The following is a 12,656-nucleotide window of genomic DNA, read 5'->3' on the forward strand; positions in this document are numbered from 1 at the left end:
GGGGGAGAAGGCCTACGCCGAGATTGACGGCGAGCGTCGCCTCGCGATTGCTCGCGCCCACACCGCTACTCACATGGTGTACGCGGGCCTGCGCAATGTCGTGTCCGAGAATGCGGATCAGGCGGGTTCAGAGAACTCGCCGTCGCGCCTGCGTTTTGACTTCCGTCATTCGAGCGCGCTTGCCGGATCCCAGCTGAACGACATTGAGGCTCTTGTTAACGAGAAGCTCGCTGAGGATCTCCCCGTCACAACGGAGGTCATGAGCATCGAGAAGGCCAAGGAGATGGGCGCAATCGCTCTCTTCGGCGAAAAGTACGGTTCCGAGGTTCGCGTCGTGACAATCGGCGATGGCTTCGACCGTGAGCTGTGCGGTGGCACCCACGTGCCCACGACGGGCCATATTGGCCGTGTGACGGTGCTTGGCGAGGGATCCGTTGCCTCCGGTGTGCGCCGCATCGAGGCCCTCGTTGGCGACGGCGCGTACGAGTTCCAGGCGAAGGAACACGCGTTGGTCTCCCAGCTGTCTCAGCTTGTGGGCGGGCGTGCCGACGAACTGCCCGAGCGCATCGAGTCTCTGCTCGCCAAGCTGCGCGAGTCCGAGAAGGAACTAGACAAGATCCGTACCGAGCAGGCGCTGCGCCGCGGCGGAGAGCTCGCCGCTGCCTCCGAGCGCGTGGGTAAGGTCAGCCTTGTCGCCTCTGCCGTTGGTGAGATGCCGTCGGCTGACGCACTGCGTACGTTGGCTCTGGACGTTCGTGACCGCATGGGCAACGAGCGCGGTGTCGTCGTAGCGCTTGCCGGTCTTGTCGGCGGTAAACCTTCCTTGGTTATCGCGACGAACGAGGGTGCCCGTGAGGCCTCCGTTAAGGCAGGCGCGCTTGTGCGCGCCGTCGGTAAGTACATGGGTGGCGGCGGCGGTGGCCGCGACGATATCGCCCAGGGTGGCGGCACAAAGCCCGAGGGCATCCCGACCGCACTTGACGCGATTCGTTCGCAGATCGAGGCCCTGTGAGCCTGCGTAGGGGTATTCGCATAGGCGTAGACGTCGGCACCGTTCGTGTCGGCGTCAGCCGTTGCGACCCTGACGGCATCTTGACGATGCCGGTCCAAACGCTGACGCGCGCACCCGATCTGTCGGACCTGTCTGCCCTGGCCGAAATTGTCACCGAACACGATGCCATCGAGGTGATCGTGGGTCTGCCCAGGCACCTGCGCGGCGGCGAAGGAGTCTCCGCTAAGGGGGCGCGCAAGTATGCGCGCCACCTCAAGAAGCTTATGCCGGACGTTCGCGTCGCAATGGTGGACGAACGGCTGACATCGAACCAGGCGCATGCGCGTTTACGCGCGTCTGGAATCCCGGAATACGAACACCGCAGCGTGATCGATCAGGTTGCGGCACAGATCATCCTTGAACAGGCCCTTGAGCTCGAACGCATGAGCGGTCGTGCGCCGGGCGAGGAGATCATCCTCGAGATCAGCGAAGGAGCGAATCGATGAGTACGCCCCCCAACTTTCCCTTCCGTTCGCGCCGCGAAATTCATTCCGGCCAGCGGAAGGTGTACTCCGATGCTCCGAACGAGGAACAGCTTTCGGCTCCATCCGACCCTACGTCGGTGCGTGGCGGCGAGAGGCGTCCTCAGGCTTCGTCTGACCCTACGTCGGCGCGTGGCAGTGTGAGGCGTCCTCAGGCTTCGTCTGACCCTACGTCGGCGCGTGGCAGTGTGAGGCGTCCTCAGGCTTCGTCTGACCCTACGTCGGCGCGTGGCAGTGTGAGGCGTCCCCAGGCCTCGTCTGACCCCACGTCGGCGCGTGGCGGCGAGAGGCGTCCCCAGGCCTCATCCGATCCCAGGTCGACGCCCGCCCGTGAGACCTCGCGGCGCCACTTCACCGACCCCGACCCGACCCGGACTCCCTTGCAGGGGGTTGACCGGGCCACCGCGACAAAGAAGAGCTCCGTTCGCGGCTTGTGGCGGTCAACGCGCACGATGCCGGACCCTACCCTGACGCCCGATGCTGGAGTACCGTCGGTTGCGGACGACGATGACGAGTCCTTCGACACATTGACCGACGTCGGCTTTGATGCCTTGACGGATCCCGGAGAAGAGGCAGCCGCGGTCAGCGGATTCGACGCAATCATCGCCGGAACCGGAGACGAAGGCCGCTCCCGTAAACACTCAGAAGACCCCTCCGAGACTACCGGCATGCGCTCGCGTCGCATCGCCTCCGAGAGAAATGCGGCGCGCAAGCGCAAGCGCCGTCGTCGCATCCGTTCCTTCTTCGTGCTGCTCCTCGTGATCGGACTGGTCAGTGGGGCAGGCTACGTGGCCTACTCGCAGCTCATGAATACCTCAATGGTCGCCTCCGACGACTTCCCGGGGCCGGGCACTGACGCAATCCTCGTCACCATCGATGACCAGGCCACGGGTCGTGACATCGGTCGTGCCCTACACGAGGCCGGCGTCGTCAAGTCGGTGGGTGCCTTTGTCCGCCAGTACGAAAAGAACAGCGCGGCACGCACAATTAACCCGGGCACCTACCGCTTCAAGCGCCAGATGAGCGCGGCCGACGCGCTTGCCGTGATGCTCGATCCCATGAACCGTGTCGAGTCGACCATCACGGTCCTCGCAGGCGAACGCATGTCCGTCATCAAGAGACGCATCGTGGACGTCCTGGATGTTTCCTCCGCGGACGTGGACAAGGCTTTCGCGGACACCGCCGCCATCGGCCTGCCCGCTGAAGCGGGTGGCAGCGCTGAGGGATGGCTGCACCGCGGCGAGTACAAGGTCGAGGAAGGCGACACCCCGACGGCTGTCATCGCCCGCATGGTCAAGGCGACTATCGACGAGTTGAATGCGCTCGGGGTACCCGCTGCGGACCGCGAGACGGTCCTTATCAAGGCGTCGATCGTCGAGGGAGAGATGGGGAGCAACCCGAAGTACATGCCCAAGGTCGCCCGCGTCATCGAGAATCGCCTCGTCGACGACAAAGATACACATGGTGTCCTTGGCATGGACTCGACCACGCTCTACGGAGCCGGCAAGGAGTCCGGCCTGCCGAGCCAAGCTGACCTCGATAACGACAACCCCTACAACACGCGTCTGCACGCGGGCCTGCCGCCCACGCCCATCAACCAGCCGAGTGCGGACGCCATCAAGGCCGTTCTGAACCCGGAAGCGGGCGACTGGCTCTACTTCGTGACGGTCGACCTCAACTCGGGTGAGACTCTCTTCGCGGCCACTGCCGATGAGCACGAGAAGAACAAAGCGAAGCTGGACGCGTACTGCACCAAGCACCCGATTCAGTGCTCGCCGCAGTCATGACGATGTGGGCCGCAGTTATTGGATCCCCTATTGTTCACTCACTGTCCCCGGTCATCCACCGGGCGGCGTGGGAACAGCTCGGGATCGACGGATGGGAGTATCGCCGCGCCGAGGTGACCGAAGAGTCTCTGCCGACTTTCATCGGCCAGCTCGACGAGTCCTTCCGCGGACTGTCGGTCACGATGCCCTGCAAGCAGGCCGTCATGCCGCTGCTCGATGCCATCGACCCGCTGGCGAGCGCGGTAGGAGCCGTCAACACGGTCGTGCCCTCGGCAGGAATGCTCGCGGGATTTAACACCGATGTCACCGGTATTGCGTCAGCGATCCGCCGTGCGTGCTCGCACTCTGGCGTACCCGTTCCGTCGAGTGCCCTCGTGCTCGGAGCGCGCGCAACTGCTTCCTCTGCCCTGGCAGCCTTGGGCGAGCTGGGAATCACGACGACGACAGTGGCTGCCCGACGTTTCGGTGGTCCCGGCTCGGTCATCTCCGCAGCCTCACGCCTCGGCGTGAGCGTCGAGCAGGTCATGTGGTCCGACGTCTCTGCGGTAGCGAGTGCTGCCGCCCGCGCCGACGTGCTGATCTCGACGCTGCCCGCGGGCGTTGCAGATCCCATAGCGAGCTGTCTGGCACCCCGCGAGGGCCAGATTCTCCTGGACGTCATCTACTCGCCGCGTGACACCGCGCTGCGCACCACCTTCGAGAAAGCCGGGGGAGTCGTCGCTGAAGGCACCGACATGCTGGTCTACCAGGGGGCCGCACAGGTCCAGCTGATGACCGGTCGCAGCCCCGATCCCGCCGTGATGCGTCATGCGCTGGAGGCTGAGCTGGAGCGCCGCGCGCGCGAGGCCGGGGAAACGGTGCACCCGTGATCGTCGAGTGGCTTCCACCTCGTATCAGCGCCGATCTGTCCCTTGTGTCGGGCTTCCTCACGTGGATCATTATTCTGGCGTGGCTGTGGCGCTCTGGTTGGAGGATTCAGCGCCGGTACTTCATCGAGGCCACGCAGAAACCGCTGACACGCAATGCCATCGTGTGGTGTGCTGGAATCTTCGGAGCGTTCTTTTTCGTAGGTGCCCAGATGCGCCCAGGCATGCCCGCCGTCATGACGGTGGCCATGATTGGTGCGCTGAGCGCGTACGTGGATGCCTGCACGCATCGGTTGCCGAACACGTATACGGCGGTCATGGGCATCGGTGTTCTCGCGGGTGCCCTTGTCGGAATGCTCATTTCACCGATGTGGCAACAGCGGCTCATTGGCTGCGTGATAGGCATGCTCATCTGGACCATCCCGATTGCGATCCTGAATCGCCTGCCCGGTGGAATGGGCGGAGGCGACGTGAAGCTCGCCCCCGTCCTCGGTGCGATGGTGGGATCTGTTGGTCTCGAGGCCGCAGTCGCCGCGTTGGCTCTGTCCTTTCTCTCCGCCGGTCTCGCGGCCCTGTGGAAGATCGTCGTCGGCTGGGCTGGCACGCAGAGCCGCGTTCCCATGGGGCCGTGGATGATTGGGTCCGCGCTGGTGGGCACCATCGCGTGGGGCGTCGTCCCCGACTGGCTATAGGCCTTTGTCACTGGCCTCATCGTGGACCCGTCGGGACGGAGTGGGTCCGGGATGGGACAATGACACGGTGAGTATTACGACGCCTTCGCATCAGTCCGAGCCTGTCAGCCTCGAATGGGGCCACACGTGGCCTCCTCGTGACGTGTTCACGTCGCTCGCCGCATCTCGGCGCGTGATCCCCGTCGTGCGCCGTGTTCTCGCTGACGAGCTGAGCGCAGTCGGCGTCTACCGCCAGCTTGCTCATGGTGACTATGGCAGTTTTATTCTCGAATCCGCCGAGCATGGTGGCTCCTGGGGGCGCTGGTCCTTCGTCGGCGCGTCGAGTGCCGGTGCCATCGTTGCCCGTGATGGTCATGCCCAGTGGGTGGGTGCTCATCCGGAGGGGGCGCAGCCGGAGGGTACGTTCCTAGAGGTCGTGCACTCCGCGCTTGAGCAGCTGGCGGCGTCGCCCATCGAGGGGCTGCCCCCGCTGACGGGCGCTCTCGTCGGCTCGCTCGGTTGGGGTATCATCCCCGAATGGGAGCCGACCTTGGCGGCAACAGCCCCCAAGGAGTCCGATGTCCCCGACGCGACGCTCGTGCTCGCCACCGAGGTGGCCGCCATCGACCACGCGACGGGGTCGGTGTACCTGATGGCCATCGCCTGGAACCTCAACGGCTCGGATGAGGGTGTCGACGGTGCCTATGATCGCGCGATCGAGCGCCTGGACGCTATGACAGCCCAGCTCGCCTCGCCCATCGCTCCGGCTGTGCTGGGGGTGAGTGGCCAGGAGGCACCTGCCGTCCGTCAGCGCACGCAGCGCGCAGACTTCGAATCCTCCGTTAACGCCGCCAAGCGGGCGATCACGGACGGTGATGCATTCCAGATCGTGCTCTCCCAGCGACTCGATGTCTCCACGAATGCCAGCGGCGTCGACGTCTACCGCGTGCTGCGCACCGTCAACCCGTCACCCTACATGTACTACATGGACTTGCCCGACGAGCGTGGCGGCCACTTCGAGGTCGTGGGTTCCTCGCCGGAGACTCTGGTCAAGGCCGAGGGGCGGCGGGTGTGGACCTATCCGATCGCCGGGTCGCGTCCGCGCGGTGGCGATTCTGCGGAGGACCATCGCCTTGCCGCTGAGCTCCTCGAGGACCCGAAGGAACTCTCGGAGCACGTCATGCTGGTCGATCTGGCGCGTAATGACCTGTCGAAGGTGTGTGACCCCGCTTCGGTCGAGGTCGCCACGCTCATGGAACTCAAGCGTTTCTCGCACATCCAGCACATTTCCTCGACCGTCACGGGAGTGCTGCGCCCGGATGCGGACGCCCTCGACGCCCTGGTCGCGACGTTCCCGGCGGGCACTCTCTCGGGTGCGCCCAAGCCTCGTGCGATCCAGCTGATCGACGACTTCGAACCCGCAGCGCGCGGTGTTTACGGCGGCGTCGTTGGCTACTTCGACCTGTCGGGTGATGCGGACCTTGCGATCGCGATCCGCACAGCGTCCCTTAAGGATGGCGTTGCCTCGGTGCAGGCCGGTGCCGGCGTTGTCGCTGACTCGGTGCCCGCGCTTGAGTACGAGGAGTCCCGTAACAAGGCGGCAGCCGCAGTGGAATCCGTCGTGCGCGCCTCGACGCTGGCCCCTCTGTCGTGACACGCGCGTCCGGACGCTGCAAACGGGCGTCCCTATTATTCGCTAGCCTTGATGGCGTCCAATTGTTTCTCGGTGAAAGGGGAGCGTCGTGAGCGTTCTCGATGACATTATTGCAGGGGTCCTCGACGACCTGAAAGAGCGCGAGGACCGCGTTCCTCTCAGCTGTGTCAAGGAAATGGAGCAGGCCGTCCCCGAGGCGAAGGACGCCCTGGGTGTCCTTCGCAACCGAGATGGTGCCGTCAAGATCATTTCCGAGGTGAAGCGTTCGTCTCCCTCCAAGGGGGCGCTCGCCGATATCCCCGACCCCGCAGCGCTGGCATCGATGTACGAGGCCGGGGGAGCCTCCGTGGTCTCTGTGCTGACCGAGCAGCGCCGCTTCCATGGTTCGCTGGCCGACCTCGACGCGGTGCGCGCGGCGGTCGATATCCCGGTCCTGCGCAAGGACTTCATCGTGACGCCGTATCAGATCCACGAGGCGCGTGCTCACGGCGCGGATCTCGTCCTGCTGATCGTGGCTGCCCTGGAGCAGAGTGCGTTGGTCTCCCTGCTGGAGCGCACGCGTTCGCTCGGTATGGAGGCGCTCGTTGAGACGCATTCGCGCCTGGAGGCGCTGCGTGCCCTTGAAGCCGGTGCATCGATCATCGGCGTCAACGCCCGTAACCTGAAGACCCTCGAGGTTAACCGCTCGACCGTCGAGCAGGTCATCGACGTCATCCCGCAGAACGTCGTTGCGGTCGCAGAGTCGGGTGTCGCCAAGGCCCACGACGTCTTTGAATACGCGAAGTGGGGCGCGGACGCCGTTCTGGTCGGCGAGGCGCTCGTGACCTCGGGTGACCCGCGCTCGAGTATTCAGGACATGGTCAGCGCCGGGCAGCACCCCGCGCTGCGCACGGATCGTAAGGCCCGCGTCGCCGCGGCGCTCAAGGAAGGACTGTGATGACGGCTGAAAACTTTGTGCCCGGACCTTACTTTGGCGATTTCGGAGGCCGCTTCGTCGCCGAGTCGCTCATGGGACCCCTTGAGGAGGTTGAGGCTGCGTGGAAGCGCCTGTGGCGCGACAAAACCTTCCAGCATCGCCTGCGCGACCTGTTCGCCAACTACGCCGGTCGTCCCTCCCTGCTGACCGAGGCTCCGCGCTTTGCGGCCGATCTGGGCGGCGTGCGCGTCTTCCTCAAGCGTGAGGACCTCAACCACACGGGTTCCCACAAGATCAACAACGTACTGGGTCAGGCTCTGCTCACCAAAGAGCTGGGCAAGACGCGCGTCATCGCTGAGACGGGTGCGGGCCAGCACGGCGTGGCCACCGCGACGGCCGCCGCACTCCTGGGGCTGGATTGCACGATCTACATGGGCCGTGAGGACACCGAGCGTCAGGCCCTCAACGTCGCGCGCATGCAGATGCTGGGTGCCGAGGTGATCGCCGTGACCGCCGGTTCTGCGACCCTCAAGGACGCCATCAACGAGGCGTTCCGTGACTGGGTGACCAACGTTGAGACGACGAACTACATTTTCGGCACCGCCGCGGGTCCGCACCCGTTCCCCGAGCTCGTGCGTGACCTCCAGCGTGTCATCGGTGACGAGGCACGCGCCCAGCTGCTTGCCGCCGAGGGGCGCCTGCCCGACGTCGTCGTGGCGTGCGTGGGTGGCGGCTCGAACGCGATTGGCTCTTTCACGGCGTTTATCGACGACCCGAGCGTTGAGCTGCTGGGCTGCGAGGCTGCGGGCGACGGTTTTGACACCGGGCGTCACGCCGCCTCCATCACCGCCGACCAGGTCGGCGTCCTTCACGGTGCACGCACCTTTGTCCTGCAGGAGCGCGATGGCCAGACCAAGGCCTCACACTCGATTTCTGCCGGCCTCGATTACCCGGGCGTTGGTCCGGAGCACGCGTGGCTCGCCCGCACGGGACGCGCCTCGTATATCCCCATCTCCGACGCCGAGGCCATGGATGCCTTCCTGCTCCTGTCGCGCACGGAGGGCATCATCCCCGCCATCGAGTCCTCGCACGCGCTTGCCGGAGTGCGCGCATGGGCACGCGCGAAGGTCGAGGCCGAGGGACCCTTCGCACCGGGGGAGGAACCCATCGCCATCGTCACCGTGTCGGGACGCGGCGACAAGGACGTGGACACCGCGTCGCGCTGGTTCGGCTACGGACACGCGAAGCTGCAGGTGATCGACCCCAGTGCCGGCCCCTCCGGCGTGGCCGTCCTGGACGAGAACGAGGAGAAGTGAGATGACGCGAGCACCCCACTCCGCCGTCGCTATTGACGCTGCCCTGGAGCGCGGTGACGCCGCGCTGATCGCTTATCTGCCCGTCGGCTTCCCATCGGTCGAGGAATCGATCCGCGCGGGAAAGGTTCTTGCGGACGCTGGCGTGGACGCCATCGAGCTCGGCTTCCCGTACTCGGACCCGGGCATGGACGGCCCCACGATCCAGCGCGCGACCGTTGCGGCCCTCGAGCGCGGCACCCACCTGGAGGACCTCTTCCACGCGGTGGACGAGCTGACCTCGTACGGTGTCTCGACGACCTCGATGACGTACTGGAACCCCGTCGAGTGGTGGGGCGTCGAACGCTTCGCGCGGGACTTTGCGGCGGTCGGCGGCTCCGGTCTGATCACCCCCGACCTGCCACCCGAGGAAGGCGCGCAGTGGGAGGCAGCGTCGGACAAGTACGATCTGGAGCGCATCTACCTGACCGCCCCCTCCTCACCGGAACACCGCCTTAAGCTGATCGCTGAGCACTCGCGAGGCTGGGTCTACGCCGCCTCCTCGATGGGTGTCACGGGTGCCCGTGCGACCGTCGGTGAACACGTCGCGGACGTCGTCGCGCGTACTCGCGCCGCGGGGGCACAGCGCGTGTGCGTTGGCCTCGGCGTCTCCACCGGCGTCCAAGCCCGCGAGATCGGTGCCTATGCGGACGGCGTCATCGTCGGATCCGCGCTCGTTAAGACTCTCTTCGATGAGGACTTCGACCGCGGTCTGAAGGCCCTGGGCGAGCTTGCCAGCGAGCTGAAGTCCGGCGTGACTGGAGCCCGCGCATGAGCCTCGTCGCCGCCACTGGCATCCCTTCACCCTCCGAGGGCGTGTGGTACCTCGGTCCGCTGCCGCTGCGCGCGTACGGCATCATCATTGCTATTGGGATGGTGGTGGGCGTGTGGTGGACCGCTCGCCGCTACGTGGCACGCGGTGGTAGCTCCGACACGATTTACGACGTCGCTCTGTGGGCGATCCCGCTGGGCGTCGTCGGAGCCCGCCTGTACCACGTCGTCACCTCGCCCGAGGCCTACTTTGGGCCCGGCGGCGACCCGATGCTTGCCTTCCAGATTTGGCGCGGCGGCTTGGGGATCTGGGGCGGTGTCGCGCTGGGCGCACTCGGCGCTTACGTTGGCGTTAAACGCGCCAAGGTACGCTTTGGCCCCATTGCAGACTCGCTGGCCCCGGCGCTACTCGTTGCCCAAGGCATCGGTCGATGGGGGAACTGGTTCAACCAGGAGCTGTTCGGTGGACCGACGACACTGCCGTGGGGTCTTCAGATCGATGCAGCCCATGTGCCTGTGGGCTATCCGGTCGGTACTCTGTTCCACCCGACGTTCCTCTACGAAAGCCTATGGGATCTGGCCGGCGCGGCGCTCATTGTGGTGCTTGAGCACCGTCGCCGCTTCGCGGCTGGACAACTTTTCGGGATGTACCTGATGGTATACACCGCAGGACGCACGTGGATCGAGATGCTGCGCATCGACGACGCACACACGGTTGCCGGTTTGCGTCTGAACGTGTGGACGTCCCTGGCGGTGTTCCTCCTTGGCGTCGCGCTGTTTGTTGTCGCGGGTCGCCTGGGGCGGTCGTGCGAGGTCGCTGGTGACGGGGCAGTGACGGATGATGATGAGCATGAGGGGGATCACTCTGAGGCTAGCGACTCCGATGCTGAGGACATTATCGAGACGCGCGTGGACGAGGACGAGTCCGCCGAGGAGAGTTCTCTCGAGGACTTTTAAACCACCGTCGGGCACGCTATTGGAGTCGAAGGTCCCATGATCGCCTAATTCATGGGAATGATCACGTTCCGTGCGTGTGGGTCCTTCGTGATTACCGCGTGATTGAGCGGTAAACTTGCAACCATGCGTCGAGCTAAGATTGTCTGCACTATTGGACCTGCCACTGAATCTCCTGAGCAGCTCCAAGCGCTGGTGGACGCCGGCATGGATGTCGCGCGTATCAACCGGTCGCATGGAAAGGCTGAGGAACATGCGGCCGTCATTTCGCGTGTGCGAAAGGCGTCTGCGACGTCCGGCCGCGCGATTGCGGTTCTCGTTGATCTCCAGGGCCCGAAGATCCGTTTGGAAACCTTCCAGGACGGCCCCCAGGAGCTGCACATCGGTGATACCTTCACCATCACGACCTGCGACGTTCCCGGCACGAAGGAACTCGTTGGTACCACCTTCAAAGGTCTGCCCGGCGACTGTGCCCCCGGAGACCGCCTGCTGATTGACGACGGCAACGTCGCGGTCCGTGTCCTCGAGGTTACCGATACCGACGTCGTGACACGCGTCGAGGTGCCCGGCATGGTGTCGGATCACAAGGGCTTGAACTTGCCCGGCGTTGCCGTGTCCGTGCCTGCCCTGTCCGAGAAGGACAAGGAAGATCTGCGTTGGGGCATCGAGCAGGATGCCGACTTCATCGCTCTGTCCTTCGTGCGCTCCGCCGACGACATCAAGGACGTTCACGCGATCATGGACGAGATGGGCAAGCGTATCCCCGTCATCGCCAAGATCGAGAAGCCCCAGGCCGTCGAGGCGCTGGAAGAGATTATCGAGGCCTTCGACGGCATCATGGTCGCCCGCGGTGATCTGGGTGTCGAAATGCCTCTTGAGGCTGTGCCGCTGGTGCAGAAGCGCGCGATCGAGCTGGCTCGTATTGCCGCTAAGCCCGTCATCGTTGCGACGCAGGTCATGGATTCCATGATCAAGAACCCGCGCCCGACGCGCGCCGAGGCCTCCGACTGCGCCAACGCAATTCTCGACGGTGCCGATGCAGTCATGCTGTCCGGTGAGACCTCGGTGGGTGCGTTCCCCATCGAGACCGTTCGCACGATGGCCGCGATCATCGAGTCCACCGAGGAAAACGGCGGTGAGCGCATCGCCTCCATCCCCGGCTTCTTTGCTGATCGCGCCGGCGTCATCTGTGAGGCCGCCGCGCGTATCGCGGAGCATATGGATGCCCGCTACCTGGTGACCTTCACCCAGTCGGGTACCTCGGCTCGCATGCTTTCGCGTATGCGTCGCCCGATTCCGATGCTGGCCTTCACGCCGCTCGAGTCGACGCGCCGACGCCTGGCTCTGTCGTGGGGCATTCAGACGTACCGCGTTCCCGAGGTGCAGCACACGGATGACATGGTCTGGCAGCTCGACCTGGTCGCGCAGTCCTCGCGCCTGGCCGAGATCGGCGACCAGCTCATCATCGTCGCCGGTATGCCCCCGGGCATCCCCGGCTCCTCGAATATGCTGCGTATTCACGAGGTGGGAGATGAAGCCGACTACATGATCGGTGGAGCCCGCGAGGCGTGATCCACGCGAACGGAGGGGTGTCGGCCTGGTGTCGACGCCCCTCCAATTTGTTATCGAGAACACATGTTGATTCGCATGGACAAAGTAGCATCGGTGGAATAAAGTTCTCGAATACACGTTAAGGCGTGTAGCGCCGTTCCAACGACGGAACGGTGAATACAGCAGATTGCTGCGGGTGCGTTTCTTGGAATGCCCGTGCGAACAAAGCATGTTTCCGCGCGCCCACAATGGAAGATGGAGGAAAAATGAATACGAACATCCGGACCGTGTCGGTCCACGACACGCTGTTTGGTCGCGTGGCCAACAACCTGGAAGTCGCCCAGCTCTCGCGAGCCGTTGAGCCGTGGTTTGCTGACTTCCACGACACGAGGGTCAAGCAGGCGATTGCGGATCTCGACGAGCCGACCCTCAGGGGAGCGGCAGCGGAGTACCTCGGCCTCGAGCTGATCGTGGTTGCCTAAAAGATACGGTGAGGGGCCGACAAGCGTTGCTTGTCGGCCCCTGTTCGTCTGCGAAAACTACGCGTATCAATCCCTGTTCCAGCGTCGCACTGGTACCTGTTTGCCGGTAGGATAGATCA

At 64.7% G+C, this 12,656-nt stretch carries 12 protein-coding genes; all 12 read left to right on the forward strand.

The features are described from left to right. On the forward strand, positions 1-1,012 hold a 1,012-nt coding region (locus QZ149_RS06055), incomplete at its 5' end, for a DHHA1 domain-containing protein (RefSeq protein ID WP_291450424.1). Continuing rightward, positions 1,009-1,497 carry a Holliday junction resolvase RuvX gene (ruvX, locus tag QZ149_RS06060; RefSeq protein WP_291450425.1) on the forward strand — a complete coding sequence of 163 codons (489 nt, stop codon included), beginning with the start codon at positions 1,009-1,011 and terminating at the stop codon, positions 1,495-1,497. The genes QZ149_RS06055 and ruvX, both read left to right, overlap by 4 nt. 488 nt (positions 1,498-1,985) lie before the next feature. Continuing rightward, complete coding sequence (gene mltG / locus QZ149_RS06065) at positions 1,986-3,320, forward strand: endolytic transglycosylase MltG (protein WP_291450427.1); 1,335 nt, start codon at positions 1,986-1,988, stop codon at positions 3,318-3,320. After that, complete coding sequence (locus QZ149_RS06070) at positions 3,317-4,189, forward strand: shikimate dehydrogenase (RefSeq protein WP_291450448.1); 873 nt, start codon at positions 3,317-3,319, stop codon at positions 4,187-4,189. The genes mltG and QZ149_RS06070 overlap by 4 nt, the downstream gene beginning before the upstream one ends. Then, complete coding sequence (locus QZ149_RS06075) at positions 4,186-4,878, forward strand: A24 family peptidase (protein ID WP_291450429.1); 693 nt, start codon at positions 4,186-4,188, stop codon at positions 4,876-4,878. The genes QZ149_RS06070 and QZ149_RS06075 overlap by 4 nt, the downstream gene beginning before the upstream one ends. Before the next feature lie 67 nt (positions 4,879-4,945). Next, positions 4,946-6,511 carry a chorismate-binding protein gene (locus QZ149_RS06080; RefSeq protein ID WP_291450430.1) on the forward strand — a complete coding sequence of 522 codons (1,566 nt, stop codon included), beginning with the start codon at positions 4,946-4,948 and terminating at the stop codon, positions 6,509-6,511. A gap of 88 nt (positions 6,512-6,599) precedes the next feature. After that, complete coding sequence (gene trpC, locus QZ149_RS06085) at positions 6,600-7,448, forward strand: indole-3-glycerol phosphate synthase TrpC (RefSeq protein ID WP_291450432.1); 849 nt, start codon at positions 6,600-6,602, stop codon at positions 7,446-7,448. Continuing rightward, the gene (gene trpB / locus QZ149_RS06090) at positions 7,448-8,743 is read left to right on the forward strand and encodes a tryptophan synthase subunit beta (protein WP_291450433.1); all 1,296 of its coding nucleotides are present in this window, start codon (positions 7,448-7,450) and stop codon (positions 8,741-8,743) included. The genes trpC and trpB overlap by 1 nt, the downstream gene beginning before the upstream one ends. A 1-nt stretch (position 8,744) precedes the next feature. Then, entirely contained in the window at positions 8,745-9,554 is an 810-nt protein-coding gene (gene trpA / locus QZ149_RS06095; RefSeq protein WP_291450434.1) for a tryptophan synthase subunit alpha, read from the forward strand. After that, positions 9,551-10,507 (forward strand): prolipoprotein diacylglyceryl transferase, encoded by a 957-nt coding sequence (lgt, locus tag QZ149_RS06100; protein ID WP_291450435.1) that lies wholly within the window; start codon positions 9,551-9,553, stop codon positions 10,505-10,507. The genes trpA and lgt overlap by 4 nt, the downstream gene beginning before the upstream one ends. Positions 10,508-10,630: 123 nt before the next feature. Further along, entirely contained in the window at positions 10,631-12,076 is a 1,446-nt protein-coding gene (gene pyk, locus QZ149_RS06105; RefSeq protein ID WP_291450436.1) for a pyruvate kinase, read from the forward strand. Positions 12,077-12,321: 245 nt separating this feature from the next. Next, positions 12,322-12,537 carry a hypothetical protein gene (locus QZ149_RS06110; RefSeq protein ID WP_291450437.1) on the forward strand — a complete coding sequence of 72 codons (216 nt, stop codon included), beginning with the start codon at positions 12,322-12,324 and terminating at the stop codon, positions 12,535-12,537. The last annotated feature ends 119 nt before the right edge of the window (positions 12,538-12,656 follow it).

This window comes from Actinomyces sp. ICM47 (assembly GCF_905369875.1).
Lineage (GTDB): Bacteria > Actinomycetota > Actinomycetes > Actinomycetales > Actinomycetaceae > Pauljensenia.

Coding starts and splice junctions, on each gene's coding strand:
- trpB (WP_291450433.1), top strand. CDS start 7,448: ATGACGGCTGAAAACTTTGTGCCCGGACCTTACTTTGGCGATTTCGGA.
- lgt (WP_291450435.1), top strand. CDS start 9,551: ATGAGCCTCGTCGCCGCCACTGGCATCCCTTCACCCTCCGAGGGCGTG.
- QZ149_RS06110 (WP_291450437.1), top strand. CDS start 12,322: ATGAATACGAACATCCGGACCGTGTCGGTCCACGACACGCTGTTTGGT.
- mltG (WP_291450427.1), top strand. CDS start 1,986: ATGCCGGACCCTACCCTGACGCCCGATGCTGGAGTACCGTCGGTTGCG.
- trpA (WP_291450434.1), top strand. CDS start 8,745: ATGACGCGAGCACCCCACTCCGCCGTCGCTATTGACGCTGCCCTGGAG.
- pyk (WP_291450436.1), top strand. CDS start 10,631: ATGCGTCGAGCTAAGATTGTCTGCACTATTGGACCTGCCACTGAATCT.
- QZ149_RS06070 (WP_291450448.1), top strand. CDS start 3,317: ATGACGATGTGGGCCGCAGTTATTGGATCCCCTATTGTTCACTCACTG.